The 13291-nt window shown below is 66.4% G+C and carries 12 protein-coding genes; 11 read left to right on the top strand and 1 reads right to left on the bottom strand.

The genetic code is table 11. From position 1 onward, the window contains the following. Positions 1-6 precede the first annotated feature (6 nt). Positions 7-825 carry a type I methionyl aminopeptidase gene (gene map, locus GA0116996_RS07080; RefSeq protein WP_092308650.1) on the bottom strand — a complete coding sequence of 273 codons (819 nt, stop codon included), beginning with the start codon at positions 823-825 and terminating at the stop codon, positions 7-9. Positions 826-1164: 339 nt separating this feature from the next. On the opposite strand from map, the gene rpsB reads away from it, so the two are divergent. The 11 genes from rpsB (at position 1165) to lpxD (ending at position 13290) form a co-directional block, all read left to right on the top strand. Beyond that, the gene (rpsB, locus tag GA0116996_RS07075; RefSeq protein WP_012352954.1) at positions 1165-1908 is read left to right on the top strand and encodes a 30S ribosomal protein S2; all 744 of its coding nucleotides are present in this window, start codon (positions 1165-1167) and stop codon (positions 1906-1908) included. 284 nt (positions 1909-2192) lie between these two features. Continuing rightward, positions 2193-3071: a translation elongation factor Ts gene (tsf, locus tag GA0116996_RS07070; protein WP_092308647.1), complete on the top strand. Its 879-nt coding sequence runs from the start codon at positions 2193-2195 to the stop codon at positions 3069-3071. Positions 3072-3369: 298 nt separating this feature from the next. After that, positions 3370-4080: a UMP kinase gene (gene pyrH, locus GA0116996_RS07065; protein ID WP_012352952.1), complete on the top strand. Its 711-nt coding sequence runs from the start codon at positions 3370-3372 to the stop codon at positions 4078-4080. 141 nt (positions 4081-4221) lie between these two features. Further along, a complete protein-coding gene (gene frr, locus GA0116996_RS07060) occupies positions 4222-4782 on the top strand; it encodes a ribosome recycling factor (protein ID WP_018005692.1) in 561 nt (186 codons plus the stop codon). A gap of 46 nt (positions 4783-4828) precedes the next feature. Further along, a complete protein-coding gene (locus GA0116996_RS07055) occupies positions 4829-5599 on the top strand; it encodes an isoprenyl transferase (protein WP_092308646.1) in 771 nt (256 codons plus the stop codon). Positions 5600-5635: 36 nt separating this feature from the next. Then, on the top strand, positions 5636-6457 hold the full coding sequence (locus GA0116996_RS07050) for a phosphatidate cytidylyltransferase (RefSeq protein WP_092308645.1): 822 nt from the start codon (positions 5636-5638) through the stop codon (positions 6455-6457). 11 nt (positions 6458-6468) lie between these two features. Next, positions 6469-7650 (top strand): 1-deoxy-D-xylulose-5-phosphate reductoisomerase, encoded by a 1182-nt coding sequence (ispC, locus tag GA0116996_RS07045; RefSeq protein WP_092308644.1) that lies wholly within the window; start codon positions 6469-6471, stop codon positions 7648-7650. A 103-nt stretch (positions 7651-7753) separates the two neighbouring features. Continuing rightward, complete coding sequence (gene rseP / locus GA0116996_RS07040; RefSeq protein ID WP_092308641.1) at positions 7754-9157, top strand: RIP metalloprotease RseP; 1404 nt, start codon at positions 7754-7756, stop codon at positions 9155-9157. A gap of 100 nt (positions 9158-9257) precedes the next feature. Continuing rightward, positions 9258-11591: an outer membrane protein assembly factor BamA gene (gene bamA, locus GA0116996_RS07035; protein WP_181486966.1), complete on the top strand. Its 2334-nt coding sequence runs from the start codon at positions 9258-9260 to the stop codon at positions 11589-11591. Between the two features lie 22 nt (positions 11592-11613). Beyond that, positions 11614-12141: an OmpH/Skp family outer membrane protein gene (locus GA0116996_RS07030; RefSeq protein ID WP_092308635.1), complete on the top strand. Its 528-nt coding sequence runs from the start codon at positions 11614-11616 to the stop codon at positions 12139-12141. A 57-nt stretch (positions 12142-12198) separates the two neighbouring features. Continuing rightward, a complete protein-coding gene (gene lpxD / locus GA0116996_RS07025) occupies positions 12199-13290 on the top strand; it encodes a UDP-3-O-(3-hydroxymyristoyl)glucosamine N-acyltransferase (RefSeq protein WP_092308632.1) in 1092 nt (363 codons plus the stop codon). Position 13291: the final 1 nt, after the last annotated feature.

Here is a 13291-nt window from a genome sequence, read left to right as displayed (position 1 = left end):
GTGGCGTCAGGCCGCCACGGAATCGGTAATGAAGGCCGGCGGCGCCGGGGTGCCGGCGGACACCGTCAGCACGTCGTAGCCGGTCTCGGTGACCAGCACCGTGTGTTCCCACTGCGCCGACAGGCTGCGGTCGCGGGTCTTCACGGTCCACTGGTCGGGCATGGTGCGGATATCGCGCTTGCCGGCGTTGATCATCGGCTCCACCGTGAAGATCATGCCGGCCTTGATCTCGGCGCCGGTGCCGGGACGGCCGTAGTGCAGGATCTGCGGGTCTTCGTGGAAATTCTTGCCGATGCCGTGGCCGCAGTACTCGCGCACCACGCTGTAGCCGGCGGCTTCGGCATGCACCTGGATGGCGTGACCGATATCGCCCAGGCGCGCGCCATGGCGCACTTGCGCGATGCCCTTCCACATGCACTCGTAGGTCACCTGCGCCAGGCGCTTGGCCAGGATCGAGCCTTCGCCGACGATGAACATGCGGCTGGTGTCGCCGTAGTAGCCATCCTTGGTGATGACGGTGATGTCGAGATTGACGGCGTCGCCGCTCTTGAGCACGCGCTCGCCGGGAATGCCGTGGCAGATCACGTCGTTGACCGAGGTGCAGATTGCGCCGGGGAAGGGCGGGTAGCCCGGGGGCGCATAATTCAGCGGCGCCGGCACGGTGCCCTGCACGTCGCGCATGTAAGCGTGGCACAGGCGGTCCAGTTCGCCGGTGGTGACGCCGGGCTGCACGAAGGGCGTGATGTAGTCGAGGACTTCGGAGGCAAGGCGGCAAGCCACGCGCATGTGGGCGATGTCTTCGGCGGTGTTCAGGTAAATGCTCATGCTGCGTCGCCAGAATAAAGTGATGGCGGGGCCACTGGCCGCGCCGGAATCGATGGATCAAAGTGGGATTATCGCACCATCGAGGCCGGATCGCAGCCTGTTCCGGGCCGCCCGGAGGCGTGCGCCGGAGGCGGAACAGAGCGGGGCGGCTTGAGCGGGCGGCGCTTTTGTTGCTAGAATAGCGGGCTGATCTGGTTGCGCCGCAGCAATTGCGCCGGCCAGGTCGGTTATTTTGGCAGGAACCTTTCCTGTCGCTTGAAATCGCTGGCCCGCCTATCCGGGGTGTTCCTTTTCAGGAATGTCGGGGCGGGCTTCAGACCTAACCCTTTGGAGATTTACATGTCCGTGACCATGCGCGAAATGCTGGAAGCCGGTTGCCACTTCGGCCACCAGACCCGCTTCTGGAACCCGAAGATGGCCCCCTTCATCTTCGGCCATCGCAACAAGATCCACATCATCAACCTCGAAAAGACGCTGCCGATGTTCCAGGACGCCATGAAGTACGTGCGTCAGCTGGCGGCCAATCGCGGCACCATCCTTTTCGTGGGCACCAAGCGCCAGTCGCGCGAAATCCTGGCTGAAGAAGCTGGCCGTGCCGGCATGCCTTACGTCGACGCCCGCTGGCTCGGCGGCATGCTGACCAACTTCAAGACGGTCAAGACCTCGATCAAGCGCCTGAAGGACATGGAAGCCGCCAAGGAAGCCGGCGCGCTGGAAACCATGAGCAAGAAGGAAGCGCTGATGTTCGAGCGCGAGATGATCAAGCTGGAAAAGTCGATCGGCGGCATCAAGGAAATGGGCGGCGTGCCTGACGCGATCTTCGTGGTCGACGTCGGCTACCACAAGATCGCCGTGACCGAAGCCAACAAGCTGGGCATCCCCGTGATCGGCGTGGTCGATACCAACCACTCGCCGGAAGGCATCGATTACGTGATCCCGGGCAACGACGACTCGAGCAAGGCCGTGGCCCTGTACGTGCGCGGCGTGGCCGACGCCATCCTGGAAGGCCGTGCCAATGCCGTGCAGGAAGTCGTTGAAGCCGCCCGCGGCGACGACGAATTCGTCGAAGTGCAGGAAGGCTGATAGCCTCCCGGCCCGCTGCTGAAAGGAACCCGATAGCGCGCACGTCAACATACGACAAGGCAGGCATCGCCTGCCGCCCGGCACGCCGGGCAGCGCGCAGGGCGCAAGCCGGGGTACTTCGGCAGCAGGGCAAAAAAGGGGGCACATCTGGCGCCCCCTTTTTTCGAATTTGAATTGTTGTCATCCGCGCCAGGCAAGATCTGCCGCGGGTGCGCTGAAGACCCACCGACCGGGTGCCGCGGGCGACTGCCGGCAGCCGGCGCGAACCATTCAAGGAGTGACAAATGGCGGCAATTACCGCAAGCATGGTTGCAGAACTGCGCGCGAAGACCGACGCGCCGATGATGGAATGCAAGAAGGCCCTGACCGAGGCCGACGGCGACCTGAACAAGGCTGAAGAGCTGCTGCGCGTCAAGCTGGGCAACAAGGCCAGCAAGGCCGCCTCGCGCGTGACCGCCGAAGGCGTGGTCGCGTCGTTCATCGACGGCACCACCGGCGTGCTGGTCGAACTGAACTGCGAAACCGATTTCGTCTCCAAGAACGACGACTTCCTGGCCTTCTCGGCCAAGGTTGCCGAACTGATCGCCAAGCAGAACCCGGCCGACGTGGCCGCCCTGTCGGCGCTGGAAATCGACGGCGTCAGCGTGGAAGCCACCCGCACCGCCCTGATCGGCAAGATCGGCGAGAACCTGACGATCCGCCGCTTTGTCCGTTACGCCAACGGCGGCAAGCTGGTCTCGTACCTGCACGGCACCCGCATCGGCGTGATGGTCGAGTTCGACGGCGACGAAGCCGCCGCCAAGGACGTCGCCATGCACGTGGCCGCGATGAAGCCGGTGTCGCTGTCGGCCGAGCAGGTCCCCGCCGACCTGATCGCCAAGGAGCGCAGCATCGCCGAGCAGAAGGCTGCCGAGTCGGGCAAGCCGGCCGAGATCGCCGCCAAGATGGTCGAGGGTTCGGTGCAGAAGTACCTGAAGGAAGTCTCGCTGTTCAACCAGCCGTTCGTGAAGAACGACAAGCAGACCGTCGAGCAGATGCTGAAGGCCGCCAACACGACCGTGAAGGGCTTCACCCTGTACGTCGTGGGCGAAGGCATCGAGAAGAAGCAGGACGACTTCGCCGCTGAAGTGGCCGCGCAGGTGGCCGCTGCCCAGAAGGGCTGATGTCCGGGGCGCCAGGCTGGCCATCGTGGCCGGTCCGGGCGCCTATAATGCCGCAGGGGCGCCGCAAGGTGCCCCTCTGCATAAGTAGTGCAGCACGGCGCAGCCGGCGTGGCGCTGCAGCAGTCTGTTTCCGCGGTGGTCCGGTCCCGGCCGGGGCACCCCGAAAACCGGCTTTTCTCCTGCCGGCGGCACGATGACCCGTGCCGCCGGTGCCAAAACATACGTCCCAGTGTGTCTCAACCGAGCCGTCTCAACCGAGCCGTCTCAACCGAGCGAACTGCTCCTTCCGAGGGTGAACATGCCAGCCTACAAGCGCGTCCTTCTGAAACTGTCCGGTGAAGCCCTGATGGGCGACGATGCCTTCGGCATCAACCGCTCCACCATCGAGGCGATGGTGAACGACATTGCCGAGATCGTGAAGCTCGGCGTGCAGGTGGCGGTGGTGATCGGCGGCGGCAATATCTTCCGCGGCGTCGCCGGCGGCGCTGCCGGCATGGACCGTGCCACTGCCGACTACATGGGCATGCTGGCCACCATGATGAACGCGCTGGCGTTGCAGGACGCGATGCGCCACGCCAATATCGAAGGCCGCGTGCAGTCGGCGCTGCGCATGGACCAGGTGGTCGAGCCCTATATCCGCCCGCGCGCGATCCGCCAGCTGGAAGAGGGCAAGGTGGTGATCTTCGCCGCCGGCACCGGCAACCCGTTCTTCACCACCGACACCGCCGCCGCGCTGCGCGGCTCCGAGATCGGCGCCGAGATCGTGCTGAAGGCGACCAAGGTCGACGGCGTGTACACCGCTGACCCGAAAAAGGATCCCAGCGCCACGCGTTACACCACCATCAGCTTCGACGAGGCCATCTCGCGCAACCTGCAGGTGATGGACGCCACCGCGTTCGCGCTGTGCCGCGACCAGAAGCTGCCGATCAAGGTGTTCTCGATCGTGAAGCCGGGCGCGCTCAAACGCGTCATCCTGGGCGAGGATGAGGGTACGCTGGTGCATGTGTGAGCTTCATCGCTGAGCCGCATCTGTGAGTCCGGTAACGGATGCCGCGCCGCGGCGCTGGTATCCCGCCGGGCAAAGAGTAGAATGATTCATTTTCGATCCCCACCAGAGGGGATCTTGGTTGGCTGATTTCCGGAGGTAAAAATGAGCGTCGCCGACACAAAGAAGAGCGTCGAGCAGAAAATGCAGAAGTCGATCGAGGCCTTCAAGGCCGATCTGGCCAAGATCCGCACCGGCCGTGCCCACACCGGCCTGCTCGACCACGTTCAGGTGGATTACTACGGCTCGATGGTGCCCATCAGCCAGGTGGCGGCGATCGGCCTGGCCGATGCCCGTACCATCACGGTGCAGCCGTGGGAAAAGAAAATGGTGGGCGCGGTCGAGAAGGCCATCCGCGATTGCGACCTGGGCCTGAACCCGGCCACCATGGGCGAAGTGATCCGTGTGCCGATGCCTGCACTGACCGAAGAGCGCCGCAAGGAACTGACCAAGGTCGTGAAGGGCGAGGCCGAGGGTGCCAAGGTGGCGGTGCGCAACCTTCGCCGCGATGCCAACGAGCAGTTCAAGAAGCTGGTCAAGGACAAGACCATTTCCGAGGACGAAGAGCGCCGCGGCCAGGACGAGGTGCAGAAACTGACCGACAAGTACGTGGCCGAGATCGACAAGATGGTCGCCGAAAAAGAGAAGGAGATCATGACGGTCTGACGCCCGTCCCGGCCTTGCCGGGACTGTCAGCGACCGTCTCACGCCCATGCAGCACATCAGCTCGACGCTTGCCGTACCCGATACCTCCTACGTGCCCCGGCATGTTGCCATCATCATGGACGGCAATGGCCGCTGGGCGACCCAGCGGCACCTGCCGCGCGTGGCGGGGCACAGCCGCGGCCTGGACGCTGTGCGCGCGGTGGTGGAAGCCTGCGCCGCCCGGGGCGTGCAGTACCTGACGCTGTTCGCGTTCAGCTCCGAGAACTGGCGCCGTCCGGCCGACGAGGTCTCGTTCCTGATGCGGCTGTTCATGATGTCGCTGCGGCGCGAAGTGGTGAAGATGCACGCCAACAACATCCGGCTGCGGGTGGTGGGCGACCTGGGCCGCTTCAGCCCGCGCATCCAGCGCCTGATCAAGGATGCCGAAGCGCGCACTGCCGGCAATACCGGCCTCACCGTCACCATCGCGGCCAACTACGGCGGACGCTGGGACCTGCTGCAGGCCATGCGCAAGATGCTGGCGCGCTCGCCCATGCTCGATCCCGAAACCATCGACGAATCGCTGCTGGCCCCGCACCTTGCGATGGCCTATGCGCCCGAGCCGGACCTGTTCATCCGCACCGGCGGCGAACAGCGCATCAGCAATTTCCTGCTGTGGCAGCTCGCCTATTCCGAGCTGTACTTCACCGACGTCTACTGGCCGGATTTCGACGCCGCGGAACTCGACAAGGCCTTTGCCTCGTACCGCCAGCGCGAACGCCGCTTCGGCCGCACCAGCGCGCAGCTGGTCGCGCCCGGACTTTCGGGTACGGCCTGAGCCTGGCCACTCCAACTTTTCACGGGACTGCAGCGCATGCTCCTCACCCGCGTCATCACCGCCCTGTGCCTGTTGCTGCTGATCCTGCCGATCCTGTTCCTGGCGCCGCCGGCGGGCCTGGCGGGACTGCTCGGCGTGATCGTGCTGCTGGCCGGCTGGGAATTCGGCCGCCTGATCGGACTGCGCGGGCCGTGGCCCTATGTCTATGCGCTGGCCTGCCTGATCGCTACCATCACCTGGCATGACCTGCCGCTGCGCCACGCCACCACCTGGCTGCTCGAGGCCGCGGTGGTGTGCTGGGTCGTGGCCGTGCTGCTGCTGGCGCGCGGCGTGCGCACCGCCACCCCGGCGTTCACGGCGCTGGGCGCGGTGCTGGGGCTGGTGATGCTGCCCGCGTTCGTCCATGCCACCATGATCCTGCGCGGCGCCGGCATCGGCGTGCTGCTGACCGCCGCGGTGCTGGTATGGGCCGCCGATATCGGCGCGTATTTCACCGGCAAGGCGATCGGCCGGCGCAAGCTGGCGCCCGGCATCAGCCCGGGCAAGTCGTGGGAGGGCGCCATCGGCGGCTGGGTGCTGGCGTTGGTGATCGGCCTCGCGCTGGCGGCCACCCACGCCTTTGCCCCGACCTGGTTCTCGGTGATGGGCGACCGTGGCGGGCTGGGCTTCGTCGCCGCGCTGACCACGCTGCTGGTCGCGGCGAGCGTGGTGGGCGACCTGTTCGAATCCCTGCTCAAGCGCCAGGTCGGCAAGAAGGACAGCAGCCGGCTGCTGCCTGGCCATGGCGGCGTGCTGGACCGCATCGACGCCTTGCTGCCGGTGTTCCCGCTGGCCGCCCTGATGCTGATTTTTCTCTGAAGCCGTCTGCTATGCATCGCATCACCATCCTGGGCGCCACCGGCTCCATCGGCGAAAGCACGCTCGACGTGATCCGGCGCCATCCCGGCCGTTACGTGGCGCATGCGCTCAGCGCCCATCGGCAGGTGCGCAAGCTGGCCGACCAGTGCATCGAATTCCGCCCGGCGCGCGCCGTGGTCGGAACGGCCGAGGCGGCGCGCGAACTGGAAACGCTGCTGCGCGATGCCGGCGTGCCGACCGAGGTCGGCTACGGCGAAGCCGCGCTGGAATCGATCGCCGCCGATGCGCAGGCAGATGCGGTGATGGCCGCCATCGTCGGCGCGGCTGGCCTGCGCCCGACGCTGGCGGCGGCGCGCGCGGGCAAGCGCGTGCTGCTGGCCAACAAGGAAGCCCTGGTGATGTCCGGGCGCATCTTCATGGACGCGGTGCGCGAGCACGGCGCCACGCTGTTGCCGATCGACAGCGAGCACAACGCCATCTTCCAGTGCCTGCCCGCCGACGACCCGCGCTACGGCCGCGGCGTGGCCAAGGTGCTGCTGACCGCGTCGGGCGGGCCGTTCCGCACGCGCGACCCGGCCACGCTGCACGATATCTCGCCCGACCAGGCCTGCGCCCATCCCAACTGGGTCATGGGCCGCAAGATCTCGGTCGATTCGGCCACCATGATGAACAAGGGCCTCGAGGTGATCGAGGCACACTGGCTGTTCGGCGCCCCGGCCGAACGCATCGAGGTGCTGATCCACCCGCAGAGCATCGTGCATTCGATGGTGGCCTACGCCGATGGCTCGGTGCTGGCGCAACTGGGCAACCCGGACATGCGCACGCCGATCGCCTATGGCCTGGCCTACCCGGAACGGATCGACGCGGGCGTGAGCCCGCTCGACCTGACCCTCGCCGGCGGCCTGCATTTCGAGAAGCCGGACCTGGTGCGCTTCCCGTGCCTGGGGCTGGCCTTCGACGCGCTGCGCGCGGCGGGGGTGGCGCCGGCGGTGCTCAATGCCGCCAATGAAGTGGCGGTGGAAGCATTCCTCGCCGGCCGCGTGCGCTTTACCGATATCGCCGGCATCGTGCGCCAGGTGCTTGAAGAAGCACCGAACGGCTCCGCCGACACGCTCGAGGCCGTGCTCTGCGCCGACGCGCTGGCGCGCGAGGCGGCCAGGGCCAGCGTCACCGCGCGGGCCGCGGCCCGCTGATCCGGCGGGGCGGTCTGCCGCATCTGCGACAATAGCGGCTGCGCCGGCCGGTCCCCGGGGGACCGCGCAGGCCGGTCCAGCGATCTTACCGACGTCCCGCACCATGCAAACCGTACTCGCTTTCATCGTTGCCCTGTGCGTGCTGATCTACGTGCACGAAATGGGTCACTACCTGGCCGCGCGCGCCTGCGGCGTGAAGGTGCTGCGTTTTTCCATCGGCTTCGGGCGGCCGCTGCTGCGCTGGATCTCGAAAAGCCGCGACCGCACCGAATGGACCGTGGCGGCGATCCCGCTGGGCGGCTACGTCAAGATGCTCGACGAGCGCGAGATCGATCCCGCGCGCGACACGCCCATCGACCCGGCCGACCTGCCGCGTGCCTTCAACCGCCAGCCGGTGGGCAAGCGCTTCGCCATCGTCGCGGCCGGCCCGCTGGCCAATTTCGCGCTGGCGATCGTGCTGTATTTCGCGCTGTTCGCCGGCGGCATGCGCGAGCCCGTGCCGGTGGTGGCGGCGCCCGCGGCCGGCACCATGGCGGCGCAGGCCGGCGTGCGCGAGGGCGACCGGGTGCTGTCGCTGACCGCCAACGGCCACACCGAGCCGGTCCGCTCCTGGAACGACCTGCGCATGGCGGTGTTTGCCGAAGGCTTCGGCGATGCGCGCGCGGTGCTGCGCGTGCGCGGCGCCGACGGTGCCGAGCGCGACGTCACGCTGCCGCGCCTGCCCAATACCGGCGGCAACCCCGAGCAAGACCCGCTGGCCACGCTCGGCCTGAACCTGAAGGGCGGGCCGGTGACGATCACCGAGGTGCTGCCGGATTCGGCCGCCGAACGCGCCGGGCTGCGCAAGGGCGACCGCATCGTGGCCTGGCAGGGCAGCCCGCTGACGCAGGCCAGCGCGCTGATCAAGGCGGTGCGCAGCCAGCCGGGCCAGGCCGTGACGCTGGGCATCGAGCGCGACGGCCAGCGCCTGGACGTGCCGGTCACGCTCGACACCGCCGCGGCGCGCGATGGCGCCACGGATGCCAGCGGCGCCGCGCCGGCGCCCGCGGGCAAGCTGGGCGCGGCGCTGAGCCAGGCGGTGCAGATGGAGACCGTGCGCTACCGGCCCGACCAGGCGCTGGCGCGCGCGGCGGGACAGGTCTGGGATACCAGCGCGCTGTCGCTCAAGCTGCTGGGCAAGATGCTGGTGGGGCAGGCTTCGCTGCAGAACCTGAGCGGTCCGCTGACCGTCGCCGACTACGCCGGACGTGCCGCAAACCTCGGCATACAAGCCTTTGTCAGCTTCCTGGCGCTGGTCAGCGTTAGTCTTGGCGTACTCAATTTGTTACCCATTCCGGTTCTGGATGGGGGGCATTTGCTGTATTATTGCGTGGAATTTTTGACTGGCCGGCCCGTCCCAGACCACTGGCAGGCAATGCTGCAGAAGGTTGGCATCGCTTGCATCTTGCTCCTGACTTCGCTCGCTTTGTTCAATGACGTCAGCCGAATGTTTCTGGCGAACGGCTAGAAACGTGTGTCGGCAAGGGGGTGGTGGTGTCGTCGGACACCGTCGCCGGGGACGCCATTTGCCAGGCGCAGTCCAATGAGGCATCGGAGCGCAATCCTGGATGGAATCAAAGAGGGGATCAACATTGATCAGACATAAGCGCATTTCGCTGGGTTTGCTGGCGAGTGCCGTTATTGCAGCCTGGAGCCCGGCGGGCTGGGCTGCCGATCCGTTCGTCGTCAGGGACATCCGCGTTGAGGGCCTGCAACGCGTCGAACCGGGTACCGTGTTTGGCTACCTGCCGGTGCGCGTCGGGGAAACCTTCACCGATGACAAGGGCGCCGATGCCATCCGTGCCCTCTACAATACCGGCTTCTTCAAGGACGTGCAGATCCGCTCCGAAGACGGCGTGCTGGTGGTGCAGGTCGAAGAGCGCCCGGCGATCTCGCAGCTCGAGTTCGTCGGCATCAAGGAATTCGACAAGGACACGCTGCGCCGCTCGCTGCGCGCGGTCGGCGTGGCCGAGGCCCGCTACTACGACAAGGCGCTGATCGACAAGGCCGAGCAGGAGCTCAAGCGCCAGTACGTCGCGCGCGGCTACTATGCCGCCGATGTGCAGACCACGATCACGCCGGTGGACCGCAACCGCGTCTCGGTGGTGTTCAATGTCGACGAAGGTCCGGTCGCCAAGATCCGCCAGATCAATATCGTCGGCAACAAGGCCTTCAAGGAAAGCACGCTGCGCGACGAGATGCAGTTGTCCACGCCCAACTGGCTGTCGTGGTACACCAAGAACGACCTGTACTCGAAGCAGAAGCTGACCGCCGACCTGGAAGCGCTGCGCTCGTACTACCTGAACCGCGGCTACCTGGAATTCGCCATCGAATCGACCCAGGTCTCGATCACGCCCGACAAGAAAGACATCTTCCTGACGCTGAACATCAAGGAAGGCGAGCAGTACAAGGTTTCCGACGTGCGCCTGGCCGGCGAGCTGCTGGGCAAGCAGGAAGAAATGGAAAAGCTGCTGCAGCTGAAGAAGGGCGATATTTTCTCGTCCGAGAAGCTGACGCAGAGCACCAAGGCCATTACCGACCTGCTCGGCACCTATGGCTACGCGTTCACCACCATCAACCCGCAACCGCAGATCGACAAGGAAAAGCGTGAAGTCGCGCTGACCCTGATGGTCGATCCGGGCCGCCGCGTCTACGTGCGCCGCGTCAACGTGGTCGGCAACAGCAAGACCCGCGACGAAGTGGTGCGGCGCGAAATGCGCCAGATGGAAAGCTCGTGGTTCGACAGCGAAAAGCTGCAGCAGTCGCAGGCACGTATCAACCGTACCGGCTACTTCACCGACACCAACATCACCACCGAAGACGTGCCCGGGGCGCCCGACCAGGTCGATGTGAACGTCAACGTGACCGAAAAGCCGACCGGCCAGATCAGCCTGGGCGTGGGCTTCTCGTCGACCGACAAGCTGGTGCTGCAGGCCGGCCTGCGCCAGGACAACGTGTTCGGCTCCGGTACCAGCCTGGGCCTGGACGTTAACACCGCCAAGTCGTTCCGCACCATTGCGCTGACGCAGTACGACCCGTACTTCACGGTGGACGGCATCAGCCGCTCGACCGATATCTACTACCGTACCTCGCGCCCGCTGTACTACACCGGCGACCAGGACTACAAGATCGTCTCGGCCGGCGGCGGCTTCAAGTTCGGCGTGCCGTTCTCGGAAGTCGATACCGTGTTCTTCGGCATCGGCTACGAACGCACCCAGGTGTACACCTCGGTCAACACGCCGACCCAGTACACCGACTGGCTGAACAAGATCGGCAAGAGCTCCGGCGACGGCATCAACAACTTCCCGTTCACGATCGGCTGGGCGCGCGACCGCCGCGACAGCGCGCTGGTCCCGACCAAGGGCCCGTACACCCAGGCCAACCTCGAAGTCGGCCTGCCGGGCGGCGATACGCAGTACTACCGCGCCAGCGTGCAGCAGCAGTACTTCTATCCGATCTCGAAGGCCTTCACCCTGGCACTGAACGGCGAGGTCGCCTACGGCCACGGCTACGGCAACACGCCGTTCCCGGTGTTCAAGTACTTCTACGCCGGCGGTATCGGCTCGGTGCGCGGCTACCAGACCAGCACGCTGGGCCCGAAGGACCAGAACGGCAACCCGGTGGGCGGCGCCTCCAAGATGATCGGCAACATCGAGTTCATCTTCCCGCTGCCGGGCTCGGGCGTGGACCGCACGCTGCGCCTGTTCACCTTCTTCGACTTCGGTAACGTCTATCAGGAAGGCGAGCCGCTGAGCTTCAGCGATCTGAAGTACTCGACCGGCTTCGGCATGTCGTGGCTGTCGCCGATCGGGCCGCTGAAGCTCAGCATGGGCTTCCCGCTCAGGCGCGACACCAACGACAAGGTCCAGCGCTTCCAGTTCCAGATCGGCACGGCATTCTGATTCTGAAAAAGGATCTGTTTTCATGACTACAACATCCAAACTGGTCAAGTCCCTGGGCGCCGCCGCGCTCGCCACCGCGGCGCTGTGTGCCGCGCTGCCGGCCTCGGCCCAGGAAGCGCGCATCGCCGCGGTCAATTCCGAGCGCATCCTGCGCGATTCGCAGCCGGCCAAGGCAGCCCAGGTCAAGCTGGAGCAGGAGTTCTCCAAGCGCGACCGCGAGCTGCAGGACATGGCCCAGAAGATCAAGGGCATGGCCGACAAGCTGGACAAGGACACGGCCGTGCTGGCCGATTCCGACCGCCAGCGCCGCCAGCGCGAAGTGGCTGACCTGGACCGCGAGTTCCAGCGCAAGCAGCGCGAATTCCGCGAGGACCTGAACCAGCGCCGCAACGAGGAGCTGGCCCAGGTGCTGGAGCGCGCCAACCGCGTGATCCGCCAGCTCGCCGAGCAGCGCAAGTACGACCTGATCGTGCAGGAAGCGGTGTACGTGAATCCGCGCATCGATATCACCGACGACGTGATGAAGGTGCTGAACGCCGGCGGCAAGTAAGCCGCCGCCGCTTCGTCGTTCGTTCCTTCGTTCGTTCTTTCATCAGGAAGTACCGCCATGCAGACACCCACACTGGGTCAGCTCGCCACCGAGAACGGCGCGCAGGTTGTGGGTGACCCCGACCTGGCGATCACCGGCCTGGCCCCCCTCGACCAGGCCGGACCGGGCGAGCTCTCGTTCCTGTCCAATCCGCTCTACCTGCAGCAGGCGCTGGATTCCAGGGCCGGCGCCGTGATCGTCTCGGCCGCCGACCTCGAGCGCGTGCGCGCCGAAGGCAAGGCCGACGGCCGCAACTGGCTGGTGGCGCGCAATCCCTACGTTTGCTTTGCCCGCGTGGCGCAGCGTTTCGACCGCGCCGCCAATACCGATGCGCGCACCGGCATCGACGCGCGCGCCACGGTGGCGCCCGACGCGGTGGTGCCGGCCTCGTGCTACATCGGCCCCAACGTGGTCATCGAAGCCGGCGCGCGCCTGGGCGAGCGCGTGCGCATCCTGGCCAACGGCTATGTCGGCGCGCATGCCGAGATCGGCGACGATGCGCTGCTCTACGCCAATGTCTCGGTCTACCACCACTGCGTGGTCGGCGCCCGCGCCATCCTGCACAGCGGCGTGGTGATCGGTGCCGATGGCTTCGGCTTCGCGCCGGACATCAGCGCGACCGGGGTGGAATACGTGAAGATCCCGCAGACCGGGCGCGCGGTGCTGGGCCAGGACGTCGAGGTCGGCGCCAATACCGCGATCGATCGCGGCGCCATGGCCGACACCGTGATCGAGGACGGCTGCAAGATCGACAACCAGGTCCAGATCGCGCACAACGTGCGGGTCGGCGCGCATACGGTCATCGCCGGCTGCGCCGCGGTGTCGGGCAGCACGCGCATCGGCCGCTTCTGCGTGATCGGCGGCGCCGCCAACTTTGCCGGCCACCTGACCATTGCCGACCGCACCACGGTGTCGGGCGGCACCTCGATCACCAAATCCATTACCAAGCCCGGCGGCCATTTCACCAGCGTGTTCCCGTTCCTGCCGCACGGCGAGTGGGAGCGCAACGCAGCCATCGTGCGCGGCCTGAGCAAGCTGCGCGAACGGGTGGTGGCGCTGGAACGCCGCCTGCGCGGCCAGGCCGCCGGGTCCCAACCCTCACAAGACTAAA

This window comes from Cupriavidus alkaliphilus, from assembly GCF_900094595.1.
Taxonomy (GTDB): Bacteria; Pseudomonadota; Gammaproteobacteria; order Burkholderiales; family Burkholderiaceae; genus Cupriavidus; species Cupriavidus alkaliphilus.
The sequence above is the reverse complement of the archived record's forward strand: the minus strand, read 5'-3'. Positions and strand labels throughout refer to the sequence as shown.

Coding starts and splice junctions, on each gene's coding strand:
- ispC (WP_092308644.1), top strand. CDS start 6,469: ATGCATCGCATCACCATCCTGGGCGCCACCGGCTCCATCGGCGAAAGC.
- GA0116996_RS07055 (WP_092308646.1), top strand. CDS start 4,829: ATGCAGCACATCAGCTCGACGCTTGCCGTACCCGATACCTCCTACGTG.
- lpxD (WP_092308632.1), top strand. CDS start 12,199: ATGCAGACACCCACACTGGGTCAGCTCGCCACCGAGAACGGCGCGCAG.
- bamA (WP_181486966.1), top strand. CDS start 9,258: ATGGAATCAAAGAGGGGATCAACATTGATCAGACATAAGCGCATTTCG.
- frr (WP_018005692.1), top strand. CDS start 4,222: ATGAGCGTCGCCGACACAAAGAAGAGCGTCGAGCAGAAAATGCAGAAG.
- rseP (WP_092308641.1), top strand. CDS start 7,754: ATGCAAACCGTACTCGCTTTCATCGTTGCCCTGTGCGTGCTGATCTAC.
- tsf (WP_092308647.1), top strand. CDS start 2,193: ATGGCGGCAATTACCGCAAGCATGGTTGCAGAACTGCGCGCGAAGACC.
- pyrH (WP_012352952.1), top strand. CDS start 3,370: ATGCCAGCCTACAAGCGCGTCCTTCTGAAACTGTCCGGTGAAGCCCTG.
- GA0116996_RS07030 (WP_092308635.1), top strand. CDS start 11,614: ATGACTACAACATCCAAACTGGTCAAGTCCCTGGGCGCCGCCGCGCTC.
- map (WP_092308650.1), bottom strand. CDS start 825: ATGAGCATTTACCTGAACACCGCCGAAGACATCGCCCACATGCGCGTG.
- GA0116996_RS07050 (WP_092308645.1), top strand. CDS start 5,636: ATGCTCCTCACCCGCGTCATCACCGCCCTGTGCCTGTTGCTGCTGATC.
- rpsB (WP_012352954.1), top strand. CDS start 1,165: ATGTCCGTGACCATGCGCGAAATGCTGGAAGCCGGTTGCCACTTCGGC.